Here is a 16,526-nt window from a genome sequence, read left to right as displayed (position 1 = left end):
AATCGCGGGACAAGACTTGCAGTTCTAAAAAAGACGACAGGAAATCCCATGGCCGCCACCGTCATTCCAGTTCCAGAACCCGTTCTTCTGCCTGTAGAGGGCACAAACGAGATGTTCCCCGTGCGGCGGGTCTATTGTGTCGGCCGCAATTATGCCGATCACGCCATCGAGATGGGCCACGATCCTTCAAGGGAACCGCCGTTTTATTTCCAGAAAAATCCGGACAACCTTCTGCCTGCGGGTCAGGATTTCCCCTACCCTTCGCTTTCGTCGAACGTGCATTACGAAGTCGAATGCGTCGTGGTGTTGAAAAGCGGCGGTGCGGATATTCTGGCAAGCGATGCGCTGGGCCACGTCTGGGGTTACGCGGTTGGCATCGATATGACACGCCGCGACCTTCAGGATGGTTTGAAGAAGATGGGACGCTCGTGGGAGGGCGCAAAAGCGTTCGAATATTCCGCGCCGGTCTCCGCCATCGTTCCCGCAGACAAGATCGGCCATCCGTCGACCGGTGCGATCTGGCTCGATGTCAACGGTGAGCGCAAGCAGACAGGCGATCTTGCGCAGATGATCTGGAAAGTGCCGGAAGTGATTGCCGAGCTTTCCAAGCTGTTCACGCTTGCCGCTGGCGATGTCATCATGACCGGCACGCCTGCAGGCGTCGGCCCCATTGTGCGCGGCGATCGGATCGAGTGTGGTGTAGACGGTGTCGGCACCCTGTCCGTTACGGTCGCATGATAGCTATCGGCGCATAATCCAAAGGGAGAGAACCGCCATGCCGCTTTATCGCCTCGCAGATCGGGTGCCTCAGACCCCCGCCACGGATCGCTACTGGGTCGCACCCGATGCGAATGTCATTGGCTCGGTGATACTTGCCGAGGATGTCGGCATCTGGTTCGGCGCGACGCTGCGCGGCGATAATGATCCAATCAGCATCGGTCGCGGCACCAATATTCAGGACGGCGTGATGGTGCACAGCGATCTCGGTTTTGCCGCCACGATCGGCGAAATGTGCACCATCGGCCACCACGCGATCATCCACGGCTGCACCATCGGCGACAATTCGCTTGTCGGCATGGGCGCAACGATCCTGAACGGCGCAAATATCGGCCGCAACTGCCTGGTCGGCGCCAATGCGCTGGTGACGGAGGGCAAGGAGTTTCCCGACAATTCCCTGATCGTCGGATCGCCGGCGCGTGCCGTCCGAACGCTGGATGACGAGGCCGTCGCCAGCATCCGCCGCTCGGCGGAAAATTACATCGAAAACTGGAAGCGTTTTTCGAAGGATCTGGAAGTCATCGAAGAATGACGGATGGCGGGCAAAAAACGCCCGCTGTCGCCAAACGGTGTTACCCCGCGCAGGCGGCACACAGACCACGAATTTCGATAGTGGTCTTTTCCGCTTTGAACTTGCTGTCCTTGACCCAGCGCTCGAGGCGATGGTCGATCTCGTGATCATGGAACTCGTTCACCTGGCCGCAGGATTCGCAAATGGCAAAGGCGACGGTGCCATGATGATGCGAGCAGCATTCGGCTTGCGTATGGGTGCAGGCAACAAAGGCGTTGAGACTTTCAAGCCGGTGCACGAGACCATATTCCACCAGCTTTTCCAACGCCCGGTAGACCTGCAGCGGCGCGCGAAAACCATCGTCGCGCAGCTTGTCGAGGATCACATAGGCGCTGAGCGGCGCATGCGCATTCGACAGGGCATTCATGACCAGCGACTGGTTTTTGGTAAGGTTTTGCGCATTCATGACTTGCCTCCTTCATCTGCGGAGCGGGAAAAACCCGGTGCCGGCAACAGGCTTATAACGAACAGGATCACGGCAGCAACCACGATGGACGGTCCTGATGGCGTGTCGTAACTCAGCGATCCGAACAGGCCGCCAACGACGGCAACCGCTCCGATCAGAGACGCGACCACAGCCATCACCTCAGGCGTGGAAGAAAAACGTCTGGCTGTCGCCGCCGGTATGATGAGCAGCGATGTGATCAACATGATGCCGACCACCTTCATGGCGATGGCAATCACTAGCGCCATCAACAGCGTGAAGATGAGCTTGGCGCGTTCCGGGTTCAACCCCTCGGCCTCGGCCAACTCGGTATTGACTGTGGAGGCCAGCAGAGATCGCCACAGGAACACCATGGAAACCAGCACCACCAGCCCGCCGCCCCAGATCAGCGCGATATCGCTGCGGGTAACGGCCAGAATATCCCCGAACAGGAAGGAGACGAGATCAATGCGCACCCAGCTCATGAAGGCAACGATGACGAGACCGATCGCCAGCGCCGAATGAGAGAGTATGCCGAGGAGCGCATCGGCGGAAAGCGCCTGCCGCCGTTGCAGAAAAATCAGCAGGATCGAAACCGCCGAGGCTACAAGAAAGACGCTGACGATGAGGTTGATCTGCAACAGCAGCGACAGCGCAACGCCAAGCAGTGCCGAATGGGCCATCGTATCGCCGAAATATGCCATGCGCCGCCACACAACGAAGCAGCCAAGGGGACCGGCGGTGAGCGCAACACCGATGCCGGCGATCATGGCGCGAACGAAGAAATCGTCAAACATGCCGCTCTCCCTGCTGGTGGCTTGAAGTGGCATGTCCGTCATGCTCGTGGCCGCAGCCGCAGTCCCCGTGGTCATGATTATGGTCGTGATGCTGCTCATGCGCATGATGATGGCCATCATCGGGGTGGCAATGTTCGGTCACCGAACCATCCGCGTGCTGCACCCGGCCATCGGGCAGATGGGTGTGGTCGTGATGGTGGCTGTAAACGGCAAGCGCCTTGGCGGCCGCCCCACCAAAAAGCCGCATATACTCCGGGCTCTGGCTCACCGCCTGCGGCGTTCCCCGGCAGCAGACATGACCGTTCAGGCATATTACGGTATCGGTTTCCGCCATTACCACATGCAAGTCATGCGAGATTAACAGAATTCCGCAATTGTTTGAATTCCTGATATTTTTTATCAAATCATAAAGCGCGATCTCCCCGGAGAAATCAACGCCCTGCACGGGCTCGTCGAGAACCAGCAGATCGGGCTTGCGCGCAATGGCGCGGGCAAGAAGCGCCCGCTGGAACTCTCCGCCAGAAAGATGCTGCACCTCCGCGTTTGCCAGATGCGCGATACCCGTGGCGTTCAGCGCCGCGTCGATTTCGCGCGCAGGAAGCGGCCCGGTCAGCGTCATCAACCGGCGCACAGAAAGCGGCATGGTCCAGTCGACCGAAAGCTTCTGCGGCACATACCCGACCCTCAGACCGGCAATGCGCGATACCGCGCCTTCGCTCGGCTTCAAGACCCCGATCGCCATTTTCGCGCTGGTTGATTTGCCCGAACCGTTCGGCCCGATCAACGTGACGATCTCACCCTTGCTGACGGAAAACTCCACGCCGCGCACGAGCCAGCGACCGTTGCGCTGCACGCCGGCATTGGAAAGTGACACCAGTATCTCTTTGCCCTCATGGGCGGAATGAAGCATGGGATTGTCCGATCGGCGATGTTGCTTACCGCTATCGCATACGTTATAGAGTTACGCAATAAATGTAATAACATAACTATACTTCTTCAAGTGGAGTGCATTTCATGAGATCCTTCGTGATCCCGCTCATGGCATCGGTAGCAATAGCGGCGGCCGCCTCCGGCGCCACCGCCGCCCCAAATGTCGTGGTCTCGATCAAGCCTGTCCATTCCCTCGTCGCGGCAATCATGCGTGGCGTGGGCGAACCGCAACTCATTGTCGACGGCGCCGCCTCACCGCATACCTATAATCTGCGGCCTTCCAATGCCCGCACGCTGGAAAAGGCAGATCTGGTCTTTTGGGTCGGGCCTGGACTGGAGGCATTTCTGCAGAAGCCGCTGGAGGCGTTGACCAGCAAGGCAACAGTGGTCGAACTGGAAGACGCCAAGGGGCTGGAAAAGCTTCCCTTCCGCGAAGGCGGCCCTTTCGAGGCGCATGACGATGGCGAAGAGGCCCATGGAGAACATGCCGGCCATTCGGACAGCGAAGACGCTCATGATCATGATCATGCGCACGATGGCGGCGACCATGAACACGGCGCGTACGACACTCATCTGTGGCTCGATCCGGCCAATGCCAAGGCCATGGCCCAGACGATAGAAACCGCGCTGATTGCCGCCGATGCCGGCAACGCGGAAACCTATCAGGCCAATACGAAAAAACTGATCGACGATCTCGATGCGCTCGACAGCGAAATTGCGGAAACGGTCAAGCCTGTGAAGGACAAGCCCTTCATCGTCTTCCACGATGCCTATCAATATTTCGAGCATCGCTACGGCGTAAAAACGGCGGGATCGATCACCGTCAGCCCCGAAACCCTGCCCGGTGCCGATCGCGTCAGGGAGATGCAGGAAAAGGTTCGCCAACTTGGCGCGACCTGCGTTTTTGCCGAACCGCAATTCGAGCCGAAACTGATCTCCGTCATAACCGAAGGCACGGCGGCAAAGTCTGCGACGCTCGATCCCGAAGCGGCCACGCTTGAACCGGGTCCCGATCTCTACTTCAAGATGATGCGCGGCATCGCCGGCTCGCTGAAGGATTGCCTGTCCTGATCCGGACAGGCGTTCCTTCCATCAAGGCTTCGGCGCCATTGAGGACCAGACCGGGCGGCTGATGCTTTGCAGCGTTTCTGGCGGCGCACCGTTGATGCGTGCCAGCAGAGCCTTGGCAAGCTCCCTGCCTGCAAGCTTGATGTCCTCGTTGACTGTGTGGATTTGCGGCTGGATCCAGTTCAGGAATTCTGCGGACTGTTTCGACACGATATCGATATCCTTGCCGATCCTGACACCGGCTGCCTCAAACCCCGCCACAAGCGCAATCGTGCTGCTGCCGCTGATGGAGACAATGCCGTCAGGGCGATCGTCTGATTGCATCAGGCGCTTGCCGAAATCGCGGATCTTGTCGAGCGGCGTCTCGATGGTGATGGCATCCAACGGGAATTCGGAAACGCCGAAATCCCTGATACCGCGGGTGAACCCCTTGCGGGCGTGGTCGTGGAACGCAAACCGCGATGGCGGCACGATGATGGCGATCCTCTTTCGCCCACATTGCGCCAGCCGCTCCACGGCCTCATAGGCATAAGCCTCGTTATCGAAATCGTGATAGGCGTGCTCAATGCCCATGTCGGACCGCCCATGGGTAACGAAGGGCATTTTGCGCTCCGTCATGAAACGGACGCGCGGATCGTTCGGCTCGATTTTGGAGATAATGACCCCGTCCGCCGAACCGGTTTCGAGAATGTAGCGGATCGGCACCATGGAATCCTTGGCGTGGGTGTGAGGGGTAACGACGAGGTGATATTGCGTCGTCGCAAGAACCTCGGTGATGCCGAATACCATCTGGCTGGTGAAGCCCATCAATTCCTCGTCGACGCTCAGCACCAGCGCGATCACATTGGTCTTGCCGGTGCGAAGGCGCACACCAGCTCGGTTCGGCTGGTAACCGATCTGCTGGGCAATCAGCCGCACGCGCTCCTTGGTTTCCGCGCCGATGTCAGGCGCATCCTTCAGCGCGCGCGACACGGTGGTGATGCCAAGACCCGTCATGTAGGCGATGGTCTTCAAGGTCGGGCGCTCACCTGTCGTCGCCTTCGCTTCGTCCCTGCCGGAATTACCAGTATCGTTCATGTCATTTCGCCACGCTTTGCAGAACAATAATCATAGATAGCTTTTTGTTTCTTGCAAAGGCAAACGTCGCCGGTCGCCGTCACACCCGATCCGGTCTTCGGGCCTTTGGCTATAACGATGTAGGTCGTGAAAAATATCGAACAGACTTATCCCGGATTACCGACCTTACGCGCTCTCGAAAATTCTGCTCGAGAGAGAAACAATGCCAATAAACTAGATTAATTAGTATCAATAATTAATTGATATTTATAAATAAAAGTCAATAGATATCAAGGCATCCGTACCCGTGGTTTTCCAATAGTACCAACGGGCATTTTTCGCGCATGAAGTTTCACTCCGAAGACATGACGGAACGATTGTTTTACGGTAACGTTGCCGGAGGGAGGAGATTGCCGAGCTGAGCGAGCTGGATAACGGCTGGCTGGCGGGCATGCATCTTCCCCAGATTCCGACACAAGCCTGCGTCATAATGGCCAGCTTATCCTATTTGAATTCGTCCATGCAGGGTCCCATCATGATTTCTTCCTCCACGCCCGAAACCGTCATCGATCTGGCCGGGCTCTGGCGCCTGACCTCGCTGGAAGGAGACCATACGACCGACCTTACCGTGCCGGGAGACGTTCACAGCGCACTCAAAAACGCGGGCATCATTCCAGACCCCTATCACGGTGCCAATGAAAATGCGGTGCAATGGGTCGCGCATCGGGACTGGATCATAGAGCGGACCTTCATCCTCGATGACGCCGATGCCAGCTGGTATCTCGATATAGATTATCTCGACACCGTCGCGATCGTCTTCGTCAACGATGTCCCGGTCTTGAGTTCGGACAATTGCTTCCGACGTTACCGTCCCGATGTGTCTCGCGCCGTGCGGCCCGGTGAAAACACCATTCGTATCCATTTCCACTCCAACATCGCAGCCGGGGCGGAACGGCAGGCGCGACAACCTTTTTACATTCCCTATCATGAGGGCAACTCGCCGATTGCCAACGGCAACATGTTGCGCAAGCCACAGTGCCATTTCGGCTGGGACTGGAATATCGCGATCGCTCCGCTCGGCCTTTATGGCAAAATCCTGCTGAAGCGCCTCGATACGGCACGGGTCGAACACGTCGTCACCTCACAACATCATGTCGAGGGCGGCGTCGAGCTGCATGTGGCAATCACGCTGTTTGCCGAAGGTCCGGCGAGCCTTCCGCTCTACCTTTCCCTCAACGATGAAAGGCTGCGGCTTGATTGCGGCGTGGGTGCGGGTGAGACGGTGGTGCGCCACGTTTTCTTCGTGGAAGACCCCGCGCTCTGGTGGCCGGCGGGCAGCGGCGAACAGACGCTCTACACGTTGGCGGTGGAGTTGCCGGATGAAACCGTCACCCGCAGCATCGGCTTCAGGACCATTGAACTTCTGACGGACAAGGATGAGGCAGGTAGCCGATTTGCCTTCCGCATCAACGGTCGGGAAATCTTCTGCCGTGGCGCGAACTGGATTCCATCCGATGCGCTTTATTCGCTGACCAGCCGCGAAAAAACCGAAGACCTTCTGTGTTCGGCCGTCGAGGCCAATATGAACATGATCCGCGTCTGGGGCGGCGGGTTTTACGAGGAAGACTGGTTCTACGATCTCTGTGACCGTCTCGGTCTCCTGGTCTGGCAGGATTTCATGTTCGCCTGCAATCTTTACCCCTGCAGCGAAGACTTTCTCGACAATGTCGAACACGAGGTCGACTATCAGGTAAAACGCCTTTCCTCCCATCCGTCCATCGCGCTCTGGTGCGGCGACAACGAATTGGTGGGTGCCCTCAACTGGTTCGAGGAGCCCCGCAACAACCGCGACCGTTATCTCGTGGCTTACGACCGCCTCAACCGCACCATCGAAAAGGCGCTGAAAAAAGCCGCCCCCGAAGCACTCTGGTGGCCCTCCAGCCCGGCTTCAGGCTACCTCGATTATGGTGATGCCTGGCATGCGGATGGTTCCGGCGACATGCATTACTGGTCCGTCTGGCACGAAAACAAATCGTTCGACAATTACCGCTCGGTCAAACCGCGCTTCTGCTCTGAATTCGGTTTTCAGTCCTACACCTCCATGCCTGTCATCCGCACCTATGCGGAAGAGAAAGACATGAACATCGCCTCCCCGGTGATCGAACTGCACCAGAAGAATGTCGGCGGCAATGAGCGCATCGCTGGCACCATGTTCCGCTATTTCCGCTTTCCAAAGGATTTCGAAAATTTCGTGTATCTGAGCCAAGTGCAGCAGGCGCTGGCCATCCGAACCGCGGTCGACTACTGGCGCTCGCTGAAACCCCATTGCATGGGAACGCTCTACTGGCAACTCAACGATACCTGGCCGGTTGCATCATGGTCGAGCCTGGATTACGGCGGCGGCTGGAAGGCGCTGCATTATGCTGCCCGCCGTTTCTTCCAACCGGTCTCGGTTTCCGCCATTCCCTCGGAAGACGGGCGCCGGTTAAGTTTCTCCATGGTCAACGACACGGCGGAAGATGTCGAGATCGACATGAATATTGTCGCCCTCACCATGGAGGGTAACCGCGTGCCGCTGAAATCTGCCAACGGCACGTGCGGTACGGACAAGGCGGCGACGCTGACCGAAATCGACATGGACAGCCTGCCTGATGGTTCCATTCTTGCCTGGAACTTCATAGCATCCAACGGCATGACAGGCGAAGGCCATCATGTGCGCGACACCTACAAGTCTCTGGAGCTCCAGCCCGCTGGACTGACGTTCTCCACCGGCACATTGAAAAACGGCCAGCTCGAAATCGACGTCACCGCAGCAGGTCTTGCCCTCTTCGTCATGCTGGAGGCCGATCAGCCCGGGCGTTATTCCGACAATCTGTTCGATCTCGCAGCGGGCGAAACACGCAGGATCATCTTCACCCCGAAGGCGGGCAGCGGGCAGCCGCAGTTCCGTATCTTCGATCTTTATACCTGCCAATCCTCGCATTGAAACCACGCGGCGAAAGGCTTAACCATCCTTAGCGGAACGGCAGGCAACGTTGCGCCTGCCCTCATCTTTCAAAGGTTTGCCGGCTTCTCCGGCAACCATTCATCAGCAAGTGGAGGAAGACCCATGGTTTGGCAACCGGCCGAAAACCGATATACATCCATGAAATACAATCATTGCGGAAAGACTGGCCTGAAGCTACCGGCGATCTCGCTCGGGCTGTGGCACAATTTCGGCAACGACACACCGCACCAGACCAAACAGGCCATTTGCCGCCGCGCCTTTGACCTTGGCATTACCCATTTCGATCTCGCCAATAATTACGGCCCACCACCCGGCAGCGCCGAAACTGCCTTCGGCGAAATCCTGAAGACGGATTTTAGAGGCTACCGCGATGAAATGATCATCTCGTCCAAGGCGGGCTACAACATGTGGCCCGGTCCCTACGGTGAATGGGGCAGCCGCAAATATCTGATATCGTCCTGCGACCAGAGCCTGAAGCGCATGGGGCTGGACTACGTTGATATCTTCTACTCCCACCGTTTCGATCCCAACACGCCGCTTGAGGAAACCTGCGGCGCGCTGGACCAGATCGTGCGCTCGGGCAAGGCGCTCTATGTCGGCATCTCGTCATACAACTCGAAACGCACCCGTGAGGCCGCCGCGATCCTGAAAGATCTCGGCACGCCCTGCATCATCCACCAGCCGAGCTACTCCATGATCAATCGCTGGATCGAGGAAGACGGTCTGGTCGATACGCTGGAAGATCTTGGCATTGGCTCCATCGTCTTTTCGCCGCTGGCGCAGGGCATGCTGACGACGAAATATCTGGGTGGCGTGCCTGATGGCAGCCGTGCATCGCAGAGCAAGTCACTCAACCCCGCCTTCCTCAACGAGCGCAATGTCGAAAACATCCGCGCGCTCAATCGCATTGCCGAGCGGCGTGGCCAAACGCTCGCGCAGATGGCTATCGCCTGGGTGCTGCGCGGTGGTCGCATCACGTCGGCGCTCATCGGTGCGAGCCGTGTCGAACAGGTCGAGGATTGCGTGAAGGCACTCGACAATGCCGATTTCTCCACAGAGGAGCTTGCGGAAATCGACGGTTACGCAAAGGACGCGGATATCAACCTCTGGGCAAAATCCGCTGAACGCGTTTAATACTTGAAACAGGCTGCCCGGTTTCCACCGGGCAGCCTGATCGACGCAAAAGCTGGACTGAAATCTCCAACAGAAAGATTAACGTCCCCGTCTAACCATTAACAACCATTACATAAATGTAATTTTAAATTCAGTTTCCGTTCATTCGTTTATTCGTAAGTTCTCCTTATCGAAACACGAGAGGAAACATTCATGAAAAAGTTCGTCACCATTCTTCTGGCTGCAACTGTTCTTGCGGCTCCAATGGCCCAGGCACAAAGCCGCCACGACGATCGTCATCGCGGTGTAACCGTCGAGCGTCACACGACCACCAAAAAGGTCATCGTCAAGAAGCACCGTTGGGATCGCGGTCAGCGCCTCTCGCCAGCAGAGCGTCGTCATTTCGTCGACCGCCGCGACTATCGCCGTTACCGCCTGGCAGAGCCGCGTCGCGACCAGCGCTGGGTACGCGTCGACAACCAGTTCCTGCTCATCAACGCCGTCACCGGCCTGATCGTTGGCCTTTCTGCGGCACGCTAAGTAAATCGACGGATGAAATGAAAAAGGCCCGCTTGCGCGGGCCTTTTGTTGTTTATCGTTATAGCCGATCAGAAAATGTCGGCGCCGCTGCCCCACGGGCCATGCGGCTTGTCGACACCGTCGGTGCGTTCGAAGCCATGCGCGCCGAAGAAGTCGCGCTGCGCCTGAATAAGGTTCGCGCTGCCGCGGGCGCGACGATAGGCGTCGAAGTAACCAAGCGCGGAAGCGAGCGCCGAAACCGGCAGACCGGAGAGAACCGCGTAGGAAACGACGCGGCGCAGGGCGGCGTCGGTGTCCTTGACGATGCCGGAGAAGGCAGGCGTCACGATGAGGTTGGCCACATGCGGATCCTTGGTGAAGGCCGAGGTGATCTCATCGAGGAATTCCGAGCGGATGATGCAGCCGGCGCGCCAGATGCGGGCGATCGTCGGCATCGGCAGGTTCCAGTTGAACTCCTTCGATGCGGCCGACATGACGGCAAAGCCCTGTGCGTAAGCACCGACCTTGGCGGCCAGAAGCGCGCTTTCCAGATCGGCGATAAAGGCCTTTTTGTCAGCCGGTGCAGCTGCAACGGTCGGCAGGCCGAAGATCTTCTCGGCAGCTTCGCGCTCGTCCTTCTGCGACGACAGGATACGGGCAGCCACGGCGGCCTCAATGGCAGTTGCGGCGACGCCCATGTTCTGCGCCTCGATAACCGACCACTTGCCTGTACCCTTCTGGCCGGCCTTGTCGAGGATCAGATCGACCATCGGCTTGCCGGTGATCGGATCGGCAGCGCGCAGAACCTTCTCGGTGATTTCGATCAGGTAGGAGTTGAGACGGCCCTTGTTCCATTCACCGAATACATCGGCGATTTCAGACGCACTCATCTTCAGGCCGTCACGCAGGATGCCGTAGATTTCGGCGATCATCTGCATGTCGGCATATTCGATGCCGTTATGGATCGTCTTGACGAAATGACCGGCACCGTCATTGCCGAGCCATGCCACGCACGGATCGTCATTATACTTGGCGGAAATGGAGGTCAGAACCTTCTCGACGCGCTTCCAGCTATCTTCGGTACCGCCGACCATGATCGACGGTCCGTGACGCGCACCTTCTTCACCGCCGGAAACGCCCATACCGATAAAGGTCAGACCGCTATCCTTCAGATTGTCGAAACGGCGAATCGTATCGCGGAAATTCGCATTGCCGGCGTCGATCATGATGTCGCCGTTCGAGAGATGCGGCTTCAGGATTTCCATCTGCTGGTCAACCGGATCGCCGGCCTTGATCATGATGATGATCGGGCGCGGAGGACGAATGGCGGCGACGAATTCCTCGATGGTTTCGCAAGGGATCAACTGCCCCTGCAAGTCCCCAGCCTCGGCGTAGAATTTTTTCGTCGCTTCAGGGGTTCGGTTGAATACGGCAATCTTGTTGCCCTTTTCCGCGATGTTCAACGCCAGGTTCGAGCCCATGACGCCGAGACCGATCAAACCGATTTCTGCCTGTTCCACGGATGTGCCTCCATCTTGCTTTTAGGTGGTCGTGTTGTGGCACTGTAATGAACAAACGGCAAGGCTAGGGGCGACTGAAACGATTAAATTTTGATGACGCAAATCAGCTTTGCATATTTGCGACAGGTCGGGGGAAGGTAATAACCAATGCGCCCCCACTAGGAAGGTCGTGGCCGATCGTCGCCATCGTCCAGCGCTCGCCAGGCAGCGCCGTCCATATCCTCGTATTGCCCTGATCGCACCGACCAGAGGAAGGCGAAAAGCCCGAGCGCTCCGAGAAACAGGGCGACGGGGATGAGATAGATCAACATGTTCATGCCGGTTGCGCCCCCTCGTCCGCAAATCCGGCCGGCACGCTCTGTTGCGCAGACACGGCTTCAGCCGTTCCGGCAAGACGCAGCGCATTTGCAACAACGATGAGCGACGATGTCGACATGGCGATGGCCGCGATCATCGGCGTCGCATAACCGGCAATCGCAATCGGCACGGCAATGACATTGTAGCCGATGGCAAGCGCGAAGTTCTGCCGGATAAGCCGTCCGGCCCGCCGCGATGTCTCAATGGCGACAGGAACGGCATCCAGATTCTCGTGCATGAACACGAAGTCGGCGGCCTGCCGGCCGATATCGGCAGCGGTTGCCGGTGCCATGGAAACATGTGCTGCAGCCAGCGCCGGCGCGTCGTTGATACCGTCGCCCACCATCAGAACCTTGCGTCCCTCGCCTGCCAGCGCCGCACAGCGCCCCGCCTTGTCTTTCGGCGACAGGTCCGCGTTCCATTTCGCAATGCCCAGACGCTGCGCCATGGCCTTCACGGCCGGGACCCGGTCACCGGACACGATTTCCAGCACCAGTCCTTGTACAGAAAGGCTGCGCAGTGCCTGTACGGCGCCAGGACGCGGATTGTCCTCGAAACCGAAACTCGCCAGATACCCGCCGTCAAGCGAAAGCACCACTTCCGATCGAGCGTCGCCGTTTTCCATTTGCGATTCATCCGGGCAGGCAAAACGGCGGTTGCCGAGCCGGTAGGTTCCCGCCGGCGTGAGAGCCTCAACACCGGACCCGGGAATTTCACGCACCGCTTCGTAGACCGGTAAAATTCCGCCATAGGCTGCATGCAGGGCTTTGGACAGCGGATGGCGTGAATGGGCGGCAAGGCCAGCCGCAATCGCCATCGTGGCGGGGTTCACATCGCCGGTTTCCACCAGTCGCGGCTTCCCGACCGTCAAGGTACCTGTCTTGTCGAACAGCACGGTGTCGATTTCGGCCAGTCGCTCCATCGCCGAGCCTTCCTTGACCATGATGCCATGACGAAAGAGCCGGCCTGCCGCCACAACTTGCACCACCGGAACAGCAAGGCCAAGCGCACAGGGGCAGGTGATGATGAGAACCGCAATCGCGATCAGCATCGCCTGCTTCCAGTCACCGCCCAAAACGCCCCAACCGAGAAAGGTCATGAGAGCAAGAAGATGTACGACGGGCGAATAATAGCTCGCGGCACGGTCGGCAATCCGCCGATAGCGCGCCCGCCCCCCTTCCGCCGCCTCCATCAGCCCGATCACTTCCGACAGAAACGAATCCTTTGCCGATGCGGTCACCCGCGCGGCGAGCGAACCGGTGAGATTGAGCGTGCCTGCCTGAAGCAGATCACCCGCCTCCACCCGACGCGGCGCGCTTTCGCCGTTGACAATGGACATGTCGAGATCGCTGCTTCCGCTGGTGACGATCGCATCCACCGCCACGCGGTCACCGGCAGCAATCGCAATCGTCATACCGGGTAGCACATCGCCAAGCGGGCGATATTCCCGCGTTCCGTCCTCACCGATAACGGTTGCGCCGCGTGGTGAAAGCCGGGCCAGGCCCGCAATGGCCGAGCGCGCCCTGTCACGCATGATATGGTCAAGCGTGCGGCCGATCAGCAGGAAGAACAGCAGCGACACGGTCGCGTCAAACCACGCGTGTTCGCCATGATGAATCGTCTCCCACAGCGAGATTGCGTAGGATAGCGTGATGGCGAGCGCGATCGGCACATCCATATTGGTGCGCCCGTGCTTCAGCGCATTCCAGGCCGACTGATAGAAGAACCGGCCGCCATAGATCAGCGCCGGCGCGGCAATCATCGCCGAAATCCAGTGGAACATGTCACGCGTCGCGGCATCGGCCCCGGACCAGACGGACACGGATAGAAGCATGATATTGGCGGAAGCAAAGCCGCAGAGCGCCACCGCCCTGATCAGTTGCGAGCGCAACACGTCCGAAGCATCCTGTCCGCTCGCGAAAAGATGCGTCCGGTATCCGGTTGCAAGGATTGCGCGGGCAAGTTCGGCGGGATCTGTCCTGATGCCATCGACATACTCTTTCCAGACAATCGCCACCCGTTTTGAGGACAGGTTCACGCGCGCCTGCTCCACCTGGCGGAGACGGCGCAGCGCCGTTTCGATGGTGGTGATGCAGGTGCCGCAATAAACGCCGGGCACGCTGAGATCTGTCTGGCGCAGCCCCTGCCCCAGATCGCGGCTTGCCAGCATCAGCTCCTCTGATGATGGTGGGTTGACCGGTTCTCCGAGTTGAAGCGACCCTTCCGTTCCCGGTGCACAGCAGCTCATTGACGCCCCCTGATCACCGCGATCCGCGTGCCTTCATGCACGATGATCCTGCCGTCTTTTACGGCAGTGACCTCGACGATCCATTGGCCGGGCAGCATGTCATGCGGGCCGGTGAAGACCCCGGTAGACACCGGGGTCAGCTCCATGTCGAAATTCTGGTGCTCGCCGACCGGCCGGCGAAAACGCGCCGTTACCGTATCCGTATCCACAGGGCCGGTATCTGGATGAAAAACTTCGTAGCGCACGGTCTTATCATCCACCACGAGCCTGCCCTTGATGCCGGTCGCGGCCCTTGCCTTGGCGGCCTCGGCCTTGGCGTTGAACTGCTGGCTGGCAACATAGGTATTGGGCACCACCAGCCCGCTCCAGCTGGTGACAGCGTTCCAGGCCATCACCATGTTGACTGTGATGACGATGCCGAAAAACATCACCATAACACCCAGCATATGCCAGCCGGTGAAAATGAAACCGGACGTCTGGCGATTGGTCGTTGTCATTTTTTCACTCCCGGAGCGTTGAAGACGGCGTCGTAACGGGCCGTCTCATGGCCGCCCGTATCGCTGACGATGAATTCGAAATTTTCAGCAGCCCGCGCGACGTGACTGCCCGGCAGGGTGACGAACACCTTCAGCGTTGTCGCCTCGTCAGGTTCCACCATCACCTCGAAGCTGCGAGAGGCTGCATCCGGCACGCCGTTTATCTTCATCACCGCACTTGGAATGCCCTCTATCGTCAGGCTCATTAGGCGCGGTTGCGGCACCATGTTGAGGATGCGAACGGTATAGCCGTTACGGATGGACCCGTTCGATTCGAGCACATATTGCGGATTGCGGTCGTGCAGCACATTCAGAGCCAGCCGCTCGCGCGTCACCAGAGCCAACAGCAAGCCGATGCCGACTGCACCCCATATTGCCGTGTAAAGAAGCGTGCGCGGGCGAAAGACGATGCGCCAGTCGAAATGGCGAATGCTGTTTTTGAACCCGCCGTCCTCGTTGCGCACATTCGCAGGCCGGATTGCGTGCTGGCCGTTGCCGGTCGCAAGCGCCATGTTGGACTGGTATTCGGACAGCGTCGCATAGGCGATCAGCCCGCGTGGCTTACCAATCTTGTCCATCACCCCATCGCAGGCATCGATACAGAGCGCGCAGGTGATACATTCCAGCTGCTGCCCGTCCCTGATGTCGATGCCCATGGGACAGACTGCGACACAAGCATTGCAATCGACGCAATCGCCGACGCTCTCCCCTGTGGCCGCAGCCTTTTTGGCGTGCCTCGTGCGAGGTTCACCGCGCCAGTCATTATAGGTCACGACCAGCGAGTTCTCATCCAGCATCGCCGCCTGAATGCGCGGCCAGGGACACATATAGGTACAGACCTGCTCCCGCATCAGCCCGCCGAAAACATAGGTTGTGGCGGTGAGTATCGCGACGGTCGTATAGGCGATCATCGGTGCCTGTCCCGTCATGAACTCCCTCGCCAGCGTCGGTGCATCGGCAAAATAGAAGATCCATGCCCCGCCGGTCAGAACGCCGATCACCAGCCAGATTGCATGTTTCATCACCCGCTTGCGCAGCTTGCCGAAAGTGAAAGGTGCTGCATCGAGCTTCATGCGGGCATTCCTGTCGCCCTCGATCGCCCGCTCGACGACCAGAAACAGGTCCACCCAGACGGTCTGCGGACAGGTATAACCACACCACGCGCGTCCCACGGCGGAGGTGATGAGAAACAACCCCAGACCCGCCATGACCAGCAATCCCGCGACGAAAAAGAACTCCTGCGGCCAGATTTCGATGAAGAAGAAATAAAAGCGCCGGTTGGCAATATCGATCAGCACCGCCTGGGCGGGCGCATAGGGACCGCGATCCCAGCGCAGAAACGGCGTCAGATAATAAATGCCGAGCGTAACCAGCATAACCAGCCACTTGAACCGCCGGAACCGGCCCTCCGCGCGCTTCGGGAAAATTTTCTTGCGCGCTTCATAGAGGGGTTTACGCGTTTTTGCGGAATTGACAGCTTCCGCCTCCAGCCTTTCGACGGGCTGTTGCGGGCGGTCCTGTCCGACGGGATAGATGTTCATGATTGCAGTCCGTTTTTATCTCCTTGCTTTCTCCCATCTCACCGGCGAAACATCCTTGACTT

15 protein-coding genes are annotated in these 16,526 nt (G+C 58.6%); 6 read left to right on the top strand and 9 right to left on the bottom strand.

The annotated features are described in order from the left end of the window. The first annotated feature begins 48 nt into the window (after positions 1–48). Both J5276_RS07195 and J5276_RS07190 read left to right on the top strand, forming a co-directional pair. Positions 49–738, top strand: coding sequence for a fumarylacetoacetate hydrolase family protein (locus J5276_RS07195; RefSeq protein WP_003515271.1), 690 nt, complete (start codon positions 49–51; stop codon positions 736–738). A 37-nt stretch (positions 739–775) separates the two neighbouring features. Then, positions 776–1,309 carry a gamma carbonic anhydrase family protein gene (locus J5276_RS07190; protein WP_112155032.1) on the top strand — a complete coding sequence of 178 codons (534 nt, stop codon included), beginning with the start codon at positions 776–778 and terminating at the stop codon, positions 1,307–1,309. A gap of 40 nt (positions 1,310–1,349) precedes the next feature. Here the strand turns inward: J5276_RS07190 and zur are convergent, their stop codons facing one another. Genes zur through znuC form a run of 3 tightly spaced genes read right to left on the bottom strand, consistent with a single transcriptional unit; the run spans position 1,350 to position 3,479 of the window. Continuing rightward, positions 1,350–1,754 carry a zinc uptake transcriptional repressor Zur gene (gene zur, locus J5276_RS07185; RefSeq protein WP_025593459.1) on the bottom strand — a complete coding sequence of 135 codons (405 nt, stop codon included), beginning with the start codon at positions 1,752–1,754 and terminating at the stop codon, positions 1,350–1,352. Then, positions 1,751–2,569: a zinc ABC transporter permease subunit ZnuB gene (gene znuB / locus J5276_RS07180; protein ID WP_013636161.1), complete on the bottom strand. Its 819-nt coding sequence runs from the start codon at positions 2,567–2,569 to the stop codon at positions 1,751–1,753. The genes zur and znuB overlap by 4 nt, the downstream gene beginning before the upstream one ends. After that, positions 2,562–3,479 (bottom strand): zinc ABC transporter ATP-binding protein ZnuC, encoded by a 918-nt coding sequence (gene znuC, locus J5276_RS07175; RefSeq protein ID WP_174011370.1) that lies wholly within the window; start codon positions 3,477–3,479, stop codon positions 2,562–2,564. Before znuC ends, znuB begins: the two co-directional genes overlap by 8 nt. Before the next feature lie 104 nt (positions 3,480–3,583). On the opposite strand from znuC, the gene znuA reads away from it, so the two are divergent. After that, positions 3,584–4,570 (top strand): zinc ABC transporter substrate-binding protein ZnuA, encoded by a 987-nt coding sequence (znuA, locus tag J5276_RS07170; RefSeq protein ID WP_112155030.1) that lies wholly within the window; start codon positions 3,584–3,586, stop codon positions 4,568–4,570. Between the two features lie 21 nt (positions 4,571–4,591). Here the strand turns inward: znuA and J5276_RS07165 are convergent, their stop codons facing one another. Next, positions 4,592–5,644, bottom strand: coding sequence for a LacI family transcriptional regulator (locus J5276_RS07165; protein WP_019566256.1), 1,053 nt, complete (start codon positions 5,642–5,644; stop codon positions 4,592–4,594). Between the two features lie 499 nt (positions 5,645–6,143). Between J5276_RS07165 and J5276_RS07160 the strand changes: the two genes are divergently transcribed. The 3 genes from J5276_RS07160 (at position 6,144) to J5276_RS07150 (ending at position 10,283) form a co-directional block, all read left to right on the top strand. After that, positions 6,144–8,609 (top strand): glycoside hydrolase family 2 protein, encoded by a 2,466-nt coding sequence (locus tag J5276_RS07160; protein ID WP_112155113.1) that lies wholly within the window; start codon positions 6,144–6,146, stop codon positions 8,607–8,609. Positions 8,610–8,732: 123 nt separating this feature from the next. Further along, the gene (gene mgrA / locus J5276_RS07155; RefSeq protein WP_013636166.1) at positions 8,733–9,764 is read left to right on the top strand and encodes an L-glyceraldehyde 3-phosphate reductase; all 1,032 of its coding nucleotides are present in this window, start codon (positions 8,733–8,735) and stop codon (positions 9,762–9,764) included. Positions 9,765–9,956: 192 nt separating this feature from the next. Then, on the top strand, positions 9,957–10,283 hold the full coding sequence (locus tag J5276_RS07150) for an RcnB family protein (RefSeq protein WP_003515287.1): 327 nt from the start codon (positions 9,957–9,959) through the stop codon (positions 10,281–10,283). A 68-nt stretch (positions 10,284–10,351) separates the two neighbouring features. Here the strand turns inward: J5276_RS07150 and gndA are convergent, their stop codons facing one another. The 5 genes from gndA to ccoG form a co-directional block, all read right to left on the bottom strand. Next, positions 10,352–11,782, bottom strand: coding sequence for an NADP-dependent phosphogluconate dehydrogenase (gene gndA / locus J5276_RS07145; RefSeq protein ID WP_003515289.1), 1,431 nt, complete (start codon positions 11,780–11,782; stop codon positions 10,352–10,354). A gap of 158 nt (positions 11,783–11,940) precedes the next feature. After that, positions 11,941–12,099 carry a cbb3-type cytochrome oxidase assembly protein CcoS gene (ccoS, locus tag J5276_RS07140; protein ID WP_003515291.1) on the bottom strand — a complete coding sequence of 53 codons (159 nt, stop codon included), beginning with the start codon at positions 12,097–12,099 and terminating at the stop codon, positions 11,941–11,943. Further along, entirely contained in the window at positions 12,096–14,387 is a 2,292-nt protein-coding gene (locus J5276_RS07135) for a cation-translocating P-type ATPase (RefSeq protein WP_112155029.1), read from the bottom strand. Before J5276_RS07135 ends, ccoS begins: the two co-directional genes overlap by 4 nt. Next, on the bottom strand, positions 14,384–14,884 hold the full coding sequence (locus tag J5276_RS07130) for a FixH family protein (protein WP_111790243.1): 501 nt from the start codon (positions 14,882–14,884) through the stop codon (positions 14,384–14,386). Before J5276_RS07130 ends, J5276_RS07135 begins: the two co-directional genes overlap by 4 nt. Continuing rightward, a complete protein-coding gene (ccoG, locus tag J5276_RS07125) occupies positions 14,881–16,464 on the bottom strand; it encodes a cytochrome c oxidase accessory protein CcoG (protein ID WP_174011373.1) in 1,584 nt (527 codons plus the stop codon). Before ccoG ends, J5276_RS07130 begins: the two co-directional genes overlap by 4 nt. Positions 16,465–16,526: the final 62 nt, after the last annotated feature.

Origin of the sequence: Agrobacterium sp. S7/73 (genome assembly GCF_019355535.1) — a bacterium.
In the GTDB taxonomy this organism is placed as follows: Bacteria; Pseudomonadota; Alphaproteobacteria; order Rhizobiales; family Rhizobiaceae; genus Agrobacterium; species Agrobacterium tumefaciens.
The sequence above is the reverse complement of the archived record's forward strand: the minus strand, read 5'-3'. Positions and strand labels throughout refer to the sequence as shown.

Bases quoted from the DNA above. Each gene is read 5' to 3' on its own strand.
- J5276_RS07195 (WP_003515271.1), top strand. From the start codon at position 49: ATGGCCGCCACCGTCATTCCAGTTCCAGAACCCGTTCTTCTGCCTGTA.
- J5276_RS07190 (WP_112155032.1), top strand. From the start codon at position 776: ATGCCGCTTTATCGCCTCGCAGATCGGGTGCCTCAGACCCCCGCCACG.
- zur (WP_025593459.1), bottom strand. From the start codon at position 1,754: ATGAATGCGCAAAACCTTACCAAAAACCAGTCGCTGGTCATGAATGCC.
- znuB (WP_013636161.1), bottom strand. From the start codon at position 2,569: ATGTTTGACGATTTCTTCGTTCGCGCCATGATCGCCGGCATCGGTGTT.
- znuC (WP_174011370.1), bottom strand. From the start codon at position 3,479: ATGCTTCATTCCGCCCATGAGGGCAAAGAGATACTGGTGTCACTTTCC.
- znuA (WP_112155030.1), top strand. From the start codon at position 3,584: ATGAGATCCTTCGTGATCCCGCTCATGGCATCGGTAGCAATAGCGGCG.
- J5276_RS07165 (WP_019566256.1), bottom strand. From the start codon at position 5,644: ATGAACGATACTGGTAATTCCGGCAGGGACGAAGCGAAGGCGACGACA.
- J5276_RS07160 (WP_112155113.1), top strand. From the start codon at position 6,144: ATGCAGGGTCCCATCATGATTTCTTCCTCCACGCCCGAAACCGTCATC.
- mgrA (WP_013636166.1), top strand. From the start codon at position 8,733: ATGGTTTGGCAACCGGCCGAAAACCGATATACATCCATGAAATACAAT.
- J5276_RS07150 (WP_003515287.1), top strand. From the start codon at position 9,957: ATGAAAAAGTTCGTCACCATTCTTCTGGCTGCAACTGTTCTTGCGGCT.
- ccoS (WP_003515291.1), bottom strand. From the start codon at position 12,099: ATGAACATGTTGATCTATCTCATCCCCGTCGCCCTGTTTCTCGGAGCG.
- J5276_RS07135 (WP_112155029.1), bottom strand. From the start codon at position 14,387: ATGAGCTGCTGTGCACCGGGAACGGAAGGGTCGCTTCAACTCGGAGAA.
- J5276_RS07130 (WP_111790243.1), bottom strand. From the start codon at position 14,884: ATGACAACGACCAATCGCCAGACGTCCGGTTTCATTTTCACCGGCTGG.
- ccoG (WP_174011373.1), bottom strand. From the start codon at position 16,464: ATGAACATCTATCCCGTCGGACAGGACCGCCCGCAACAGCCCGTCGAA.